General features: G+C 53.0%; 9 protein-coding genes, 14 tRNA genes, 2 rRNA genes and 1 pseudogene (1 of these 26 cut by a window edge). 22 read left to right on the top strand and 4 right to left on the bottom strand.

Going from position 1 to position 15425, the window contains the following annotated elements:
* From P398_RS0114230 to P398_RS0114160, 15 genes are all read left to right on the top strand, one after another.
* Positions 1–2040: ribosomal RNA gene (locus P398_RS0114230) — 23S ribosomal RNA — on the top strand; it begins 874 nt to the left of the window's first position.
* 94 nt (positions 2041–2134) lie between these two features.
* Positions 2135–2250 (top strand): 5S ribosomal RNA (rrf, locus tag P398_RS0114225).
* An 8-nt stretch (positions 2251–2258) separates the two neighbouring features.
* Positions 2259–2333 (top strand) — tRNA-Asn (locus P398_RS0114220).
* A gap of 13 nt (positions 2334–2346) precedes the next feature.
* Positions 2347–2437: transfer RNA gene (locus P398_RS0114215), tRNA-Ser, on the top strand.
* Between the two features lie 17 nt (positions 2438–2454).
* A tRNA-Glu gene (locus P398_RS0114210) sits at positions 2455–2529 on the top strand.
* A 17-nt stretch (positions 2530–2546) separates the two neighbouring features.
* Positions 2547–2620, top strand: a tRNA-Met gene (locus P398_RS0114205).
* Positions 2621–2628: 8 nt separating this feature from the next.
* A tRNA-Asp gene (locus P398_RS0114200) sits at positions 2629–2704 on the top strand.
* Positions 2705–2731: 27 nt separating this feature from the next.
* A tRNA-Phe gene (locus P398_RS0114195) sits at positions 2732–2807 on the top strand.
* 3 nt (positions 2808–2810) lie between these two features.
* Positions 2811–2894: transfer RNA gene (locus P398_RS0114190), tRNA-Tyr, on the top strand.
* A gap of 3 nt (positions 2895–2897) precedes the next feature.
* Positions 2898–2968: transfer RNA gene (locus P398_RS0114185), tRNA-Trp, on the top strand.
* Positions 2969–2977: 9 nt separating this feature from the next.
* Positions 2978–3053: transfer RNA gene (locus P398_RS0114180), tRNA-His, on the top strand.
* 6 nt (positions 3054–3059) lie between these two features.
* Positions 3060–3134 (top strand) — tRNA-Gln (locus tag P398_RS0114175).
* A 5-nt stretch (positions 3135–3139) separates the two neighbouring features.
* A tRNA-Gly gene (locus tag P398_RS0114170) sits at positions 3140–3214 on the top strand.
* A gap of 8 nt (positions 3215–3222) precedes the next feature.
* Positions 3223–3296, top strand: a tRNA-Cys gene (locus tag P398_RS0114165).
* Positions 3297–3305: 9 nt separating this feature from the next.
* A tRNA-Leu gene (locus P398_RS0114160) sits at positions 3306–3386 on the top strand.
* A 246-nt stretch (positions 3387–3632) separates the two neighbouring features.
* Here the strand turns inward: P398_RS0114160 and P398_RS16435 are convergent.
* Both P398_RS16435 and P398_RS0114150 read right to left on the bottom strand, forming a co-directional pair.
* The gene (locus P398_RS16435) at positions 3633–4277 is read right to left on the bottom strand and encodes a DUF6241 domain-containing protein (RefSeq protein ID WP_051638923.1); all 645 of its coding nucleotides are present in this window, start codon (positions 4275–4277) and stop codon (positions 3633–3635) included.
* Between the two features lie 63 nt (positions 4278–4340).
* A complete protein-coding gene (locus tag P398_RS0114150; RefSeq protein ID WP_051638922.1) occupies positions 4341–5522 on the bottom strand; it encodes an ISL3 family transposase in 1182 nt (393 codons plus the stop codon).
* Between the two features lie 339 nt (positions 5523–5861).
* Here P398_RS0114150 and P398_RS0114145 point away from each other — a divergent pair, with 339 nt between their 5' ends.
* The 6 genes from P398_RS0114145 to P398_RS0114115 all read left to right on the top strand — a co-directional run bounded on the left by P398_RS0114145 (position 5862) and on the right by P398_RS0114115 (position 10127).
* Positions 5862–6881, top strand: a complete 1020-nt coding sequence (locus P398_RS0114145) for a fatty acid desaturase (RefSeq protein ID WP_024372518.1) — start codon at positions 5862–5864, stop codon at positions 6879–6881.
* 199 nt (positions 6882–7080) lie between these two features.
* Positions 7081–7151: transfer RNA gene (locus tag P398_RS0114140), tRNA-Gly, on the top strand.
* Between the two features lie 69 nt (positions 7152–7220).
* The gene (gene queG, locus P398_RS0114135; RefSeq protein WP_024372517.1) at positions 7221–8378 is read left to right on the top strand and encodes a tRNA epoxyqueuosine(34) reductase QueG; all 1158 of its coding nucleotides are present in this window, start codon (positions 7221–7223) and stop codon (positions 8376–8378) included.
* A complete protein-coding gene (locus tag P398_RS0114130) occupies positions 8359–8799 on the top strand; it encodes a methylated-DNA--[protein]-cysteine S-methyltransferase (RefSeq protein WP_029335848.1) in 441 nt (146 codons plus the stop codon). The genes queG and P398_RS0114130 overlap by 20 nt, the downstream gene beginning before the upstream one ends.
* A 10-nt stretch (positions 8800–8809) precedes the next feature.
* Entirely contained in the window at positions 8810–9283 is a 474-nt protein-coding gene (trmL, locus tag P398_RS0114125) for a tRNA (uridine(34)/cytosine(34)/5-carboxymethylaminomethyluridine(34)-2'-O)-methyltransferase TrmL (RefSeq protein ID WP_024372515.1), read from the top strand.
* A 286-nt stretch (positions 9284–9569) separates the two neighbouring features.
* Positions 9570–10127 (top strand): DUF5366 family protein, encoded by a 558-nt coding sequence (locus tag P398_RS0114115; RefSeq protein WP_024372514.1) that lies wholly within the window; start codon positions 9570–9572, stop codon positions 10125–10127.
* Between the two features lie 154 nt (positions 10128–10281).
* On the opposite strand, the pseudogene P398_RS16665 reads toward P398_RS0114115, so the two are convergent.
* Positions 10282–11621 (bottom strand): annotated as a pseudogene (locus P398_RS16665) (IS1182 family transposase); the annotation flags it as partial.
* A gap of 384 nt (positions 11622–12005) precedes the next feature.
* Between P398_RS16665 and P398_RS16660 the strand changes: the two are divergent.
* Positions 12006–13576 (top strand): IS3 family transposase gene (locus tag P398_RS16660; protein ID WP_115336706.1). Its coding sequence is split into 2 segments (ribosomal slippage): positions 12006–12645 and positions 12645–13576, totalling 1572 coding nucleotides; the frame shifts between segments, so codons are not numbered across the junction.
* Positions 13577–13636: 60 nt separating this feature from the next.
* On the opposite strand, the gene P398_RS0114090 is transcribed toward P398_RS16660, so the two are convergent.
* Positions 13637–15424 (bottom strand): transglycosylase domain-containing protein, encoded by a 1788-nt coding sequence (locus P398_RS0114090; RefSeq protein WP_034799258.1) that lies wholly within the window; start codon positions 15422–15424, stop codon positions 13637–13639.
* Position 15425 lies beyond the last annotated feature (1 nt).

The raw sequence follows: 15425 nt of genomic DNA, 5'->3' as shown, positions 1-15425 counted from the left end.
AGGGCTAGCCTCGAGGTGAAGAGTTCTGGAGGTAGAGCACTGATTGGACTAGGGGCCCCCACAGGGTTACCGAATTCAGTCAAACTCCGAATGCCAGTGACTTGTACTCGGGAGTCAGACTGCGAGTGATAAGATCCGTAGTCGAGAGGGAAACAGCCCAGACCATCAGCTAAGGTCCCCAAGTGTATGTTAAGTGGAAAAGGATGTGGCGTTGCACAGACAACTAGGATGTTGGCTTAGAAGCAGCCACCATTCAAAGAGTGCGTAATAGCTCACTAGTCGAGTGACGCCGCGCCGAAAATGTAACGGGGCTAAACATACCACCGAAGCTATGGATCCCGTAAGGGATGGTAGGAGAGCGTTCCAAGCAGCAGTGAAGCGGTATCGTGAGGAGCCGTGGAGCGCTTGGAAGTGAGAATGCCGGTGTGAGTAGCGAAAAGAGGGGTGAGAATCCCCTCCGTCGAAAGCCCAAGGTTTCCTGAGGAAGGCTCGTCCGCTCAGGGTTAGTCTGGACCTAAGCCGAGGCCGAAAGGCGTAGGCGATGGACAACAGGTTGATATTCCTGTACCGCCGTACCACCGTTTGAACGATGGGGGGACGCAGAAGGATAAGGTAACCGTGCGACTGGAAGTGCACGGACAAGCAGCGAGGCCGTCGGGTTGGCAAATCCGCCCGGCATACAAGGTTGAGCTGTGACGTGGAGCCCGTAGGGCGAAGTACCGGATTTCACGCTGCCAAGAAAAGCCTCTAGTAAGGAGGTCGGCGCCAGTACCGTAAACCGACACAGGTAGGCGAGATGAGAATTCTAAGACGCGCGGGATAACTCTCGTTAAGGAACTCGGCAAAATGGTCCCGTAACTTCGGGAGAAGGGACGCTTATGGCAACATAAGCCGCAGTGAATAGGCCCAAACGACTGTTTAGCAAAAACACAGGTCTCTGCTAAATCGCAAGATGAAGTATAGGGGCTGACGCCTGCCCGGTGCTGGAAGGTTAAGGGGATGTGTCATCGCAAGAGAAGCACTGAACCGAAGCCCCAGTAAACGGCGGCCGTAACTATAACGGTCCTAAGGTAGCGAAATTCCTTGTCGGGTAAGTTCCGACCCGCACGAAAGGCGTAACGATTTGGGCACTGTCTCAACGAGAGACCCGGTGAAATCATAGTACCTGTGAAGATGCAGGTTACCCGCGACAGGACGGAAAGACCCCATGGAGCTTTACTACAGCTTGATATTGAGGCTTTGTACGCGATGTACAGGATAGGTGGGAGTTTGTGAAACCGGAGCGCCAGCTTCGGTGGAGACACCCTTGGGATACCACCCTTTGCGTATAGAGTCTCTAACTCGCAGCCGTGATCCGGCTGGAGGACCGTGTCAGGTGGGTAGTTTGACTGGGGCGGTCGCCTCCTAAACAGTAACGGAGGCGCCCAAAGGTTCCCTCAGAATGGTTGGAAATCATTCGAAGAGTGCAAAGGCAGAAGGGAGCTTGACTGCGAGACCTACAAGTCGAGCAGGGACGAAAGTCGGGCTTAGTGATCCGGTGGTTCCGCATGGAAGGGCCATCGCTCAACGGATAAAAGCTACCCTGGGGATAACAGGCTGATCTCCCCCAAGAGTCCACATCGACGGGGAGGTTTGGCACCTCGATGTCGGCTCATCGCATCCTGGGGCTGGAGTAGGTCCCAAGGGTTGGGCTGTTCGCCCATTAAAGCGGTACGCGAGCTGGGTTCAGAACGTCGTGAGACAGTTCGGTCCCTATCCGTCGTGGGCGCAGGAAATTTGAGGAGAGCTGTCCTTAGTACGAGAGGACCGGGATGGACGCACCGCTGGTGTACCAGTTGTTCCGCCAGGAGCATCGCTGGGTAGCTACGTGCGGACGGGATAAGTGCTGAAAGCATCTAAGCATGAAGCCCCCTCCGAGATGAGATTTCCCTTTGAGCAATCAAGAAAGACCCCTCAGAGACGATGAGGTAGATAGGTCATGGGTGGAAGCGTGGTGACACGTGGAGCTGAATGATACTAATCGGTCGAGGCTTTGATCTAGTCTATGGTTTGTATTGATGAATCTTCAGTTTTGAGAGAACAATCTCTTAAAACATATTGACGTTATTCTTAAATGATGTTAATATAATACTTGTCTGGTGGCGATAGCGAAGCGGCCACACCCGTTCCCATGCCGAACACGGAAGTTAAGCGCTTCAGCGCCGAAAGTAGTTGGGGGTCTCCCCCTGTGAGGATAGGACGTTGCCAGGCAAGATCGTTCCGCAATAGCTCAGTGGTAGAGCAACCGGCTGTTAACCGGTAGGTCGTAGGTTCAAATCCTACTTGCGGAGCCACTTTTCTCTTTTTGGAGAGCTGTCCGAGTGGCCGAAGGAGCACGATTGGAATTCGTGTAGGCGGCAAAACCGTCTCAAGGGTTCGAATCCCTTGCTCTCCGCCAGTTTTTCAACACAACAAGGCCCGTTGGTCAAGCGGTTAAGACACCGCCCTTTCACGGCGGTAACACGGGTTCGAATCCCGTACGGGTCACCATTTATATTTTATATCGTCGCGGGGTGGAGCAGTCTGGTAGCTCGTCGGGCTCATAACCCGAAGGTCGTTGGTTCAAATCCAGCCCCCGCAATTATCACTGGTCCTGTGGTGTAGTGGTTAACATGCCTGCCTGTCACGCAGGAGATCGCGGGTTCGACCCCCGTCAGGACCGCCATTTTTTTAATTAAATTACTACATACATGGCTTTGTAGCTCAGTTGGTAGAGCAAAGGACTGAAAATCCTTGTGTCGGCGGTTCGATTCCGTCCAAAGCCACCATGTGGGGGGGTAGCGAAGTGGCTAAACGCGGCGGACTGTAAATCCGCTCCCTCGGGTTCGGCGGTTCGAATCCGCCCCCCCCCACCACTTAGGGGCATAGTTTAGCGGTAGAACTACGGTCTCCAAAACCGTCAGCGCGGGTTCGATTCCTGCTGCCCCTGTTTATTATGGCGATTGTGGCGAAGTGGTTAACGCACCGGATTGTGATTCCGGCATTCGAGGGTTCAATTCCCTTCAGTCGCCCCATTTTATTGGGCTGTAGCCAAGTGGTAAGGCATCGGATTTTGATTCCGACATGCGAAGGTTCGATCCCTTCCAGCCCAGCCAACTATGCGGAAGTAGTTCAGTGGTAGAATACGACCTTGCCAAGGTCGGGGTCGCGGGTTCGAATCCCGTCTTCCGCTCCATCTAATTTGGCGCCATAGCCAAGTGGTAAGGCAGAGGACTGCAACTCCTCTATCGTCGGTTCGATTCCGACTGGCGCCTCCAACATAATATGCCGGTGTGGCGGAATTGGTAGACGCGCACGACTCAAAATCGTGTTCCTCTGGAGTGTCGGTTCGACTCCGACCACCGGTATCCGTAGATCCTAGCTGAGGCTAGGGTCTTTTTTTGATGATTTTTATCAAACACCTTAACAGGTCTGAAAGGGTTGAGTCATTTTCATAAATGACCAATAAAGCAACGGGAAAGTCGAAACATCGCTAACGTCTGTTTAGAGGTTGTCGAAAGTCAAGTCACGTAGAACGTTTGTTAGTTCTCTGCACAAAAAAAAGCGTTCTTTCCTGCAAGAACGCTTTTTTATGTACTTGCTATCATCAAATCTCATTGGGTGGGAGTCGAAATAGCAGTTAGTGTATGCAGATAGTCGGGACCAAAGTTATTCAAAATATAAAGTTCTTCCTCGGCTGCCGTAGCTAACCCGTTCGAGAATCCACGATTCGCATTTAACAAACGGAGGAGGCGATCCTGTTCTTGGTCTGCTTTGCTGAAGTCATCGTTCTCCCAGTTCTCGAGCATCGTTCGCAACTCATCATATACGTTCGGTCCAACTTTGTTATGCGTCTTTAGAAGTGTCAAATATTCAGAAGAAGCCGTAATATTCTCTTCGGTCATTGGGATGGCACCCCATTTTGAGCGGGCAGAGATTTTTTGATGGGTCATCAGATGCATATTTTTCACGAGGCTCGTTCGACTGAGCTTGTTTTTGTCATAGCTAACCACTAATTCGACACGTGTCTTATTCGTCGCATTTCCCCGTAGATTGAAGGGATCTCCTTTGGATACTTCGAGTTGTAACTCTCGTACACGCTCGGCGTACTCATCTTCTAATTCCTCATTTTGAACACCTTGGCTCAAATTCGTATAGAACGTGTAACTGACAATTGCCAATGGAACAAGAAGTAATAATGTGAACATAAAAATCAAGAGTCGCTTGCGTGTGATCACACGTTTCATTGTATCTTTCATAGCGATTCCTCCCCACTGCATACATTGGATTTTATCATACTTATTATGTTTTTAATCGGTTCATCACCATAATCCGTGGTTGACACTGGTGCGACCGATTTCTAACCGCAGCCTCAAGAAGAAACGGTCTAGGTTCCGATAGCCGTATGCTCGCCGTTTGATGAGCTTGATCTTGTTGTTCGTCCCCTCCATCTTCCCGTTCGAGAGTCGTGAAAGGACCGTCCTTTGGACCGCCTTCTCTCTGGCCTGAATCGTCTTCGCGATCTTCGCCAGGGGCCCGCACGGGTGGAACCGGTATCGGGACAGCCAATCTGACAGCCGGCGCCTCGCTTGGACGTCGCTCGACGCCTTCAGCACATAGCGGATGTGTTGGAGGCCCCGATAAACCTCGCGCGTGACCCTGTCCTCGGCGAGGCATGCCCGGACAATCTCATGACCTTCGGCCGTCAGTTCCTCCGGGCGTCGCGCGAGTGACCGATCGATTGACCGGACATGGTACTGGCGCTTCGTGTCGTCCAAGAAACGCCTCCGGCGTCGGAGTGCCTCGGTGAAGAACTGGACGAGATGGAACCGGTCGAGTACATGGTCCGCATCCGGGAACACGCGTGCGATCGCATTCGCCATCGCAGGGGCGAAATCGCTGACGACGGTCATCACGGTCCCGGGGACCGACGCGAGTGCGGCCGTGACCGCCGACTCGTCTCGCCCTGGGACGATGGAGAGCAGTCGCCCGCTTTCTGCGTCCAGGACGGCGGTCGCATAATGATGGCCCTTCCGCGTGGCGAACTCGTCCACGAGCACGTGACGGGCATCCGCCTCCTCGATTCCTTTCGATGCATGAAGATAGAACCACCGTTCCACGGTGGTGTAAGGGAGTTCATATTCACGGGCGACGTCCGCGATCGTCCTCCCGTGACATCGTCGTGCGATGGCCTCACGGAAAGAACGTGTGGAGGAGTGACCCAAACCGAGCCCATAGTCATGGACGAACGTGAGGTCGCATGCCCCGCAGCGTTGGCGCGGGATGTCGAGCTCGATCCAAATCGTACCGACTCCCCAGGCGTAGCCGTGACGGAATCGGCGTCGCGTTTTGGCGTGACGCGTCGTCCCGCACCCGCAGACCGGACATGCGACGTCCCGGTCTCGTACAGAGACCGGGAAGACATGGGGTTCCTCGTCAGAGGGCGCCTCGATTTGAAAAAACGGTGGCAGTGGAAGAATTAATTTGATAAACTGTTGGGACAAAGCGAAAACTCCAATCGTGGTTTGTCTAGACAACAATTACGATACTGGGGTTTTCGCTTTTTTTCTATTTCCGAGCACTGTTCTTAGAATCCGAGGTCAACCACACGTTTTGGTGATGAACCTTTTAATCCTATAAAAGGGATTAATATGTAATTTTAAATGAAGTGTTAATGGAATTGTTGTTACCAAATTTGAAATAATCAAACAATATAAATTATATGTGGTATAATTACCTGGTGTTAATAAATGGCGCATAATTCGGTTGTAATGATCGTGCGATGTTTCATTTTACTGTAGTCGTAGCCAATGTTATATGTAGTTGAGGGGGAAGAAAGTAATATGAGTAAAGAAAAAATTGCCCAACTCCGCAAACACGTCTCGCCGTTTGAAAAAGCAGATGTGAAGAAGAGTGTGCGTCAAATGATCAACACAATCTTACCGTTTTTAGTGGCTTGGTTTTTAGCGTACCAAGCGCTCAGTATTTCTATATTCTTGACGATTCCACTCGCGATCATCGCGGCAGGATTTGTCGTCCGGATGTTTATTATATTTCATGACTGTACGCACGGATCGTTCTTCAAAAACAAAAAGGCGAACAACATCGTCGGTACGATCATGGGCGTGCTCACGTTATTCCCATACGAAAAGTGGAAGCGGGAGCATTCGATTCACCATGCCTCAAGCGGGAACTTGGATAAGCGCGGGGTAGGGGATATTTGGGTAATGACGATTGAAGAGTACCTCGAAGCATCGAAGTGGACTCGTCTTCAATATCGTTTGTACCGCAACCCGCTCGTCATGTTCGGTCTCGGTCCATTGTATTTGATTATGATCACGAGCCGATTCAACCGGAAAGATGCACGTAAGAAAGAGCGTACGAATACGTACGTCATCAATGCGGCACTCGTCGTCTTGTATGGAGCAGTGATTGCGCTCGTAGGTTGGCAGGCATTTCTCATCGTCCAAGGCATTACGATGTTCACGGCCGGTCTTCTCGGCATCTGGCTCTTCTACGTCCAACATACGTTCGAAGATTCTTACTTTGAAGACGAGAGTGAATGGGACTACGTCAAAGCCGCGATCGAAGGAAGCTCATATTACGAGTTGCCGAAAGTACTCCAGTGGGTGACCGGGAATATTGGATTCCATCACGTTCACCACTTAAGCCCACGCGTTCCAAACTACAACTTGGAAAAAGCACATACGATGACACCGCCATTGCAAAAGGCGACGACGATCGGGTTGTTCTCAAGTTTGAAATCGCTTCGCTACAAACTATATGATGCGAAGAATAAGACGTTCGTCACGTTCCGCGACATTAAACACCTGTTACGAGAACCGAAGACGTCTTCGCTTTGAACAGTCTGCCGTACATTTACGGCAGGCTTTTTTTATCGCCCATGACGATATATTGAAATATGATTTACAGTCGATTTATCGGGGTATATAACTGTTCATAAGCATTCTAACAAAAGAATTTCAACATAAGTATTGACTTCATAAAAGTATAGGTGTATATTGATTGTAGTCGCTGATGAGGCGAACATATGATAACCGTGCGGGTGTAGTTTAATGGTAAAACCTCAGCCTTCCAAGCTGATGACGAGAGTTCGATTCTCTTCACCCGCTTCTTCATCTCTCTGCCGAGTGGCGGAGAGATTTTTTGTATGCGAAAATAGACTCGGAAGAGGTGATTGGATGAACGGATTAAGTCCGGAAACGTTAAAACAAAAAATTATCGAGTACGCCCAGACGATTGGGATCGACGAGTTGAAAGTGACGACGGCGGACCCGTTCATCGTCATGAAACAGAGGCTCGTCAAACAACAAGAAAAAGGCTTCGCATCAGGTTTTGAGGAGCCGGATTTAGACAAGCGGACAAAGCCGGAGTTGTTGCTTGAAGACGCCCAGTCCATCATCGCCATCGCCATCGCGTACCCGAGCAAGTTAAAGGAGGCGCCGCGCAGCGTATCCGGTTCACGACGAGGACTCTTTGCCCGCGCCTCGTGGGGACTTGATTACCACCGTGCGGTCGGTTCGCGCCTTGAGAAGCTTCAAGCTTATATCGAGACACTCGTCCCCGAGGTCCGGACCCGTTCAATGGTGGATACGGGAGAACTCGTCGACCGGGCTGTGGCCGAACGGGCCGGTATCGGATTCAGCGGTAAGAACTGTTCCATCATTTCCCCGGAAAAAGGCTCATACATTTATTTAGGTGAGATGATCCTTGATACGTATTTACCGCCAGACGAGGCGATTGAAGACGGGTGTGGGGATTGTGATAAGTGTATGACGGCCTGTCCGACGTCGGCGCTTGTCGAGCCAGGGGTGCTCGATGCGAAGCGCTGCATCGCCTATTTGACGCAGATGAAGACGCTCATGCCGCGCGAGTTCCGTTCGAAACTGGGCGGACGCCTTTACGGCTGCGACACGTGCCAGCAAGTATGCCCGTACAACCGCAAAAAAGATTGGCGGCACCATGAGGAATTGTTGCCGGAGGCGGAAATCGTCAAGCCACTCCTTGAACCGCTCCTCACACTAAGTAACCGCGAATTTAAAACAAAGTTTGGGCATCTGTCCGGAGCGTGGCGCGGCAAGAAGCCGATTCAGCGAAACGCCATCCTTGCGCTCGCACATTATCGTGAACCGTCCGCGGTCCCGGTGTTGCAAGCGTTCGTTCAAGAAGACGCGAGAGAAGATATGCGGGCGACCGCTGTTTGGGCAATCGGAGCCATTCTAGGTGAAGAGGCCGAGACGATTTATCGAGAGATCGAACAGAAGGAACAATCCGAAGTAGTGCTTGAGGAGATTCGTATTTTCCGGGAGGAGTGGGAACGTGAAAACCGTGTCATCTAAGTGGGGACCGTTATCGTACGAACTGAACGAAGAGGGGAAGTTGGTCGCGCTCGATTTCGCCGATATACCGTCGATCGAGCCGGCGCCTGATTGGCTCGTTGATTTGATGGAACGCGTCGAACGTGACGGTCTTCAGGCGTCCGATCGTGCGTCAATCGAGATGCACGGCACGCCGTTTCAACATGAAGTCTGGGACGCGCTCTTGACGATCCCGTCTGGGGAGACCCGAACGTATAAACAAATCGCCGAACAAATCGGACGCCCGAAAGCGTTACGCGCCGTCGGGCAAGCGCTCAATCGGAATCCGTTGCCGATCTTGTTTCCGTGTCATCGTGTCATCGGCAGCAACGGCAAGTTGACCGGTTTTGCCGGCGGACTCTCGCATAAGCAACGTTTACTTGAAATCGAACAACAAAAGTGAGGTACTCATTATGGCAATCCATGTAGTCATGTTTCAACCTGAAATTCCCGCGAACACGGGCAACGTGTCACGGACGTGCGCGGCGACGAATTCGGTGCTCCACTTAATTCGCCCGCTCGGCTTCTCGACGGATGACAAGATGTTAAAGCGGGCCGGTCTCGACTATTGGCAGTTCGTCGACGTCCGCTATCACGATTCGCTCGAAGAGTTGTGGGAGCAGCATCCGGACGGGGAGTTCTTCTATATCACAAAATACGGGGAACAGTACCCGAGTGACCTCGACGTCTCAGTCGTCGACAAAGACTACTTCTTCGTCTTTGGACGCGAGACGAAAGGGTTGCCGATGGAAGTGATCGAGAACAACCTCGACCGTTGTATCCGTCTCCCGCAATCGAACCTCGTCCGCTCGCTCAACGTGTCGAATACGGCGGCCATCATCGTCTATGAGGCGCTTCGCCAACAAGGATATGCGGGATTGAAATAAAGTCGTACTCATCGCTTTGAAAAACTTCACACGTGGAGCGTTTGCTCAGGACATAAAAAAAAAGAGCCGGATTCGTGAGAATCTCGGCTCTTATTGGTTACCTTCTGGCTTTCTGTTGTATCCTGCTGTAAAAATCGCGGCGAGGAAGACGACGCTGACTGCCATCATCAATAATAAACCCATCCGAAAATCCCCCTTTTGTTCTCCATGACTACAAATATTATAATATACTTGATATTAGATTTGCACTGAATATGAGAAATAAATGTGAAATTGGAGCCTCCCTATGAAAACGAATGTGTACTTGTTGAGCTATGCCCCGTTGATCGGCATCATCTTGTTCTCGATGTCACTCGCTATCGCGACGAGTGAATACGTCATCGCATGGATGACTCGTGTCGGTGTGTACAGTGAAATCATCGCCTTATTATCAGTACAAGAGACGAAAGTGCTCGTCCTCGTCGTCTTTTTCACGATATACTTCATGCTGTTTAGTGCGTTCAAGCTTGTCGCTGACACGTTCAATCAGCTTGGCTTCGCCTTCTTTGCTCGTGAGACGAACGGCAGCTCGCTCCATCGGTTGAAGCCGGGGGCGACGATTTTCCTCGTCGGGTCAGGGGTCAGTTTCTTGTTTTTAAACTCGCTGCTCGCCGCCATCGGCGTTTTGCTCGGCACGTTCGTACTCTATTTGTTCTATTATATATGGCAAGTCAGCCAGTTGATGTCGACGTTTCGGGCGATCGGGCTCTTGCTCATTCAAGCGATGATGTGGGCGCTGTTGTTAAGTGGCTTGGCGTGGGCGTTGCTTCGGTTGTTCAACTCGGTTGGGGACATCATCTTATAAACAAAGGTCAGGGACGCTTGTCCCTGACCTCAGGCTGTTGACGAACCCATTCGCTTCTGGCGAATGGGTTCGTCTTTTTTTTGTGTTCAACGAGCTCGAGGCGCTCTGCCCGACATAAAATTGAAAAAATGCTATGTAGACGGTCGTTTTCGGCCAACAGGTTGGCCAGCTTCTTCATGTTTTGTGCGGTCGCTGCCACCAGGTTGGCGCGGTCCACCGCCTCTTTCCCCCGGTAGAACGTGAAGCGGAGACCGTGGAGCTCCTTCCCGTCGGCGAACGAGCGCTCCACCGTCTGTGGCCGGAGACGGTAGAGGTGCTTGCCCGATGCGGACAGACGGTTCTCGCTCACCGTTTCGCGGTAGGACTCATCGATGTGGCGGTTGATGACGCGCCGATTCGATCGGCTTGACGTGCACTTCTCGAGGAGCTGGCAGTTCTGACAGACGGCAGGATTGGGCGCGTACTGGTGATAGCCGTGACGGTCGGTCGTCTTATAGGTGAGGTGCTGTTTCGCCGGACACAGATAGGCGTCCACGTCCGGCAGGTAGGTGAACCGCGTCTTTCGAAACATCCCCTTCTTCCCACCGAACCGCCGCCAGGCGATGACGCCGAAAACGCCGCGCTCGACGAGCGCCTTCGCGATCTCGGTCGTGTAGTACCCGGCATCGAGCGCGACCGCCTCGAGCGGATAGGCGAAACGGTTGAGGATATAGTCGAGACGGTCCAGATAGACGGTGCTGTCCGACACGTTCCCGGGCGTGACGTGCACATCGACGATGAGGTTGTGCTTGGCGTCGACCGTCCGGTGCACCAGCCAGAAAAAGCCTTCCGGCTTCTGGTCACGGTACATATAGCCCGCCTCAGGGTCGGTCCGGCTCACCTTGATGAGTCGACGCTTCTTCTTCTGTCGCGCGGGCTTCAGTGCTTTTTTCCTCTTTTGGCCCGTTCCTCGTTCACCCGGCCGAGAAGCTCTTCCTCGACATCGCCGACGACCTGCTCGACCTCGACCTTGTCGAACTTCTTCTTGTTCGCGTTGGCTCGGATGTGGGTCGAGTCGGTGATCAGGATGCGCCCTGAAATGAAGCCGTGGGCTTCGGCCTGGCCCACGATGTCCTCGAAGATTTGTCGAAAGACGTCCGTGCCGGCGAACCGGCGTCGATAGGCCTGGCTGATCGTCGAATGGTCGGGAATTTTCTCGTCCATCCCGAGCCCGAGGAACCAACGGTACGCGAGGTTCGTCTCGATTTCCTTGATGGTCTGTCGCACGGAACGGATGTTGAACAGCGGGCCGAGCAGGATGATCTTGATGAGGATCTCGGGGTCGATGCCGGGCTGTCCGGTGTTTGAATACAGCGGCGCGCATAGCCGGTGGACGATGGAGAAGTCGATGTGGCGGTCGAGTTTGCGGACGAGGTGGTCTTTCGGGACCAGTTGGTCCAGCGAGGCGTCGGTGCGGATTGGTTCATGGCGTTTGGCGATATGGACTCGGTACATGATGATTCCCCTTCCTGTTCGGAGGCGGTGACGATCCATACATACCAGTTCCCGCTTTTCGAGGTTTTAGCCCGCATCGGGGGCTTTTTCTATCGGCCGTCGAGGCCTCAGAAAAAGACGAGAGGCCACCCAAGGGCGGCCTCTCGCGTCGCTCATCCGACGGCGCCGGAGACTCCTGAGGGATCAGCGAGCGGAGGGAGACCCAGCAGCGACAACGTCGCGATGCGGCTCCCTGCTCGCCCCTAGGAAAGCGGAGGCGCCAAGAGGAGGAGCGAAAACATTCTGTTAGTCAACAATCTGAGGTCAGGGACGCTTGTGATATGCTCCCCAATAGGTAGACAGATGAAATAACAAATCTGTTTATCTGATTGGGGAGTGTTTTTTATGGCGAGAAGTCGGCATTCAATCGAACAAAAACTGAGTGCACTACGGATGATGGAAGAAGAAACATATACGTGGAAGGAAATCGAGGAGGCCCATGACGTCTCTGAGCATACCCTCCGGGTGTGGAAAGTGAAATTCGAGACCGGCGGAATCGACGCCTTGAAGGAGTCGAGGACATGGAAACTGTACACAAAGGAACAGAAAATAGCGGCCGTACGTGACTATCTCGATGGGGTCACCATGGTGGAAGTCCTCTCCAGACATCAAATCAGTAGTCGTTCGGTTCTATATCGGTGGATCAAGAAGTATACTAGTCATAGCGAGTTAACAGATTCGAGAAAAGGGATGGATCGAGCTATGACAAAAGGGAGAAAGACCACATTCGAGGAACGCATGGAGATCGTCAGGTATTGCCTGGACAATGGACGGAACTATCAACAGACGGCCGAGATATTCGCCGTGTCGTACCACCAGGTCTACGGCTGGACGAAAAAATATGACGCCGACGGCGTGCACGGGCTCGAGGACCGGCGCGGACGGACGAAGCAAGAAGAGGAACTGACCAACGAAGAGAAGCTCGAACGTCGCATCCAACAGATCGAGCGGGAGAACGAGCGCCTGCGGGCCGAGAACCTGTTCCTAAAAAAGTTAGAGGAGATCGAGAGGAGAGGTTGATCAGCCAAATCCGGCTACAATTACGTTACATGGCGATCGAGGAAATGTCGACGACCGACACGTTCCCGGTCGTGCTCCTGTGTGAAATCGCGCAGGTCTCACGGGCCGCCTACTACAAATGGTTGAAGCGTACCGTCTCGGTACGCGAGGAGGAGAACTTGGGCTTACTGGAGGACATCCGTCTCCTCTATGACCAGGTGAACGGGACCTACGGCTATCGACGGCTCACCATGACAATCAACCGCAGACGACGTCAACATGGCCTGCCGGCATACAATGAGAAGCGGATCTATCGTCTCATGCGCATCCATGAGATCCGTTCGGTCATCCGCCAGAAACGAAAGCGGCATAAGAAATCGTCACCGCAACATGTGGCCGAGAACCTGATGAACCGGGAATTCAGCGCGTCCCGACCGGACGAGAAGTGGTGCACCGACGTCACCGAGTTCAAATATGGCGCCGGGAAGAAGGCGTATCTGAGCGCGATCATCGACCTCTATGACGGCTCGATCGTCGCCTATCGCATCGGGAAATCCAACAACAACGCGCTCGTCTTCCAGACGATGATCCCAGCCATCGCGGGGCTCCGTTCAGGAGCGAGTCCGATGATCCATAGCGACCGAGGGTTCCAATATACCTCGAGAGGGTTCAAACGCATGGTGGAAGACGCGGGGCTGACCCACAGCATGTCCCGGGTCGGACGTTGTCTCGACAACGCCCCGATTGAGGGTTTTTGGGGTACCCTGAAAGTCGAGATGTACTATTTGCGTGAGTTCCAGGCCTACAGCGAACTCACATCAGCCATCGAGGCCTACATATCGTTCTACAACCATGATCGTTTCCAGAAACGACTAAACGGCTTGAGCCCTGTCGAATACAGGACTCAAGCCGCCTAGGCTGGTTTTCATTATTTGCCCTGTCTACTTGACAGGGAGCAGTTCATTGTCCCTGACCTTTTAACGATGTGCCTCCGTCCAAACGATGGCGGGGTAGGCTCGATTGGCGAGCTCGGGGAACGGACGCGGTGTGTCCGCACCGAGCCAGATGGCGGTGATCGTCTCATCGGTCAACCCGACGTACCACATATCTTTGTGGGCGTTCGTCGTACCGGTCTTGCCGCCGACGTACGGACGTTTGATTTGCCCTGCATAGCGTCCGGTCCCATACGACGTGACGGCAGATAACGCTTGTCGCATCGTTGCCGCCGTCTCTTCTGACCAGACGGCTTGTTTCGTCACGCCTGGCGTGAGCGTCGGGGCACCAGAACCGAACCGGATTTCCTTAATCGTCTGTCCTGATACGTACACGCCACCGTTAAGAAACGGCGTATAGGCGGCAGCTAGTTCTTTCGGCGACACCCCTTGTGTCAAACCGCCGAGAGCGCTCGCCATGCTGTTGTCGCTCTCTTTGTCCCACTGGCTGAACATCAAGTCGGCCGTGGCGTAGGCGGCATCTTGGTCGATCACGGAGAACGCTGCGAGCGCCGGGGTGTTGAACGAGTAGGCGACCGTATCACGAAGTGTCACGTCACCGAGTACACGGTTGCCGCTGTTCGTCGGGCAATACGTGCCGTAGCAGGTCGGTCTTCCATCAAGGACGGTCTCTAGTGTCGCGTTCGTCTCTTCGATGAATGGGGCGAAGACGACGATCGGCTTGATGGCCGAACCAGGTTGGCGGAACGCCTGTGTCGCCCGGTTGAACTCCCCGCTCTTTGTCATCTCCGAATCGACGAGGGCGACGATGCGCCCGTTCGGCGTCAGTTCAGCGTAACCGCCGTTCACGCCTGCAGGCAACCGGCTCAGCTCACGCTTCGCTTTCGTCTGGCGCGAGACAGATAAATACGTCTCAATCGTCGCTTGATGGCTCGCCAAATAGTTACGGGCTCCTTCTTCGTCAAGGTCGTAGCGGGTTCTGACGAGCCGAACCGCGTCCTTAATGACCGCGTCCATGTAATCCGGGTACTGAATTTCATGCTGTTTGTAGGTGGCTTTCAGCTTCACACCGTACGACGCGTCATACGCTTGTGCTGACAACACTCCGGCATCTTTCAGTTGTGTCAAAATCCGGTCTTTCCGCTCGTAAAATGCAGACGACGGTTCGAGCGGGTTGTATAAAGACGGATTGTTCGGGACTGTCAACAAGTATGCGATTTGATTCCAATTTAAATCCTCGAGCGGACGATTGAAGTACGTGTCAGCCGCTGACTGGATGCCGTAGACGTTATGACCGAAGAAAATGACGTTGCTGTATGCGGTAATAATTTCTTTCTTACTATAATTTTTCTCGAGCGCCCGGGCGATCATCAATTCTTTCACTTTTCGCTCGTACGTCCGCTCGTGCGTCAAGTAAACGTTCCGCGCCAATTGTTGTGTAATCGTGCTCCCTCCTTGCATCGATGACTCGTTGGCGTTGTTGATGAACGCCCGGGCGATGCCGCCGAGATCATAGCCGGGATGGGCGTTGAACTTCCGGTCTTCAATGACGATGATGGCGTCACGGATATGGTCCGGGAGCCCGTCGACCGAGACGTCGTCTCGCCGGCCGCTCAAGTAGAGCGCTTCCGTACCGCCTTTATAGGCAAGCGTGACGGCGTGCTTTGTCGAGAGCGGCTCTGTGTCGACGGTCTCTTCCCCCCAGGCGACAATCGTTTTTGCTTGTTCAATCTCTTCTTTTAAAGCCCCGCTCACCGTAAATCCGACAGCGGTCAGTCCGGCGAAAAATAGTGTTCCAATCCATGCGCGCATC

This window comes from Exiguobacterium aurantiacum DSM 6208, assembly GCF_000702585.1.
In the GTDB taxonomy this organism is placed as follows: domain Bacteria; phylum Bacillota; class Bacilli; order Exiguobacteriales; family Exiguobacteriaceae; genus Exiguobacterium; species Exiguobacterium aurantiacum.
Note: the sequence above shows the minus strand (reverse complement) of the source record. Positions and strands in the feature narration are given on the sequence as shown.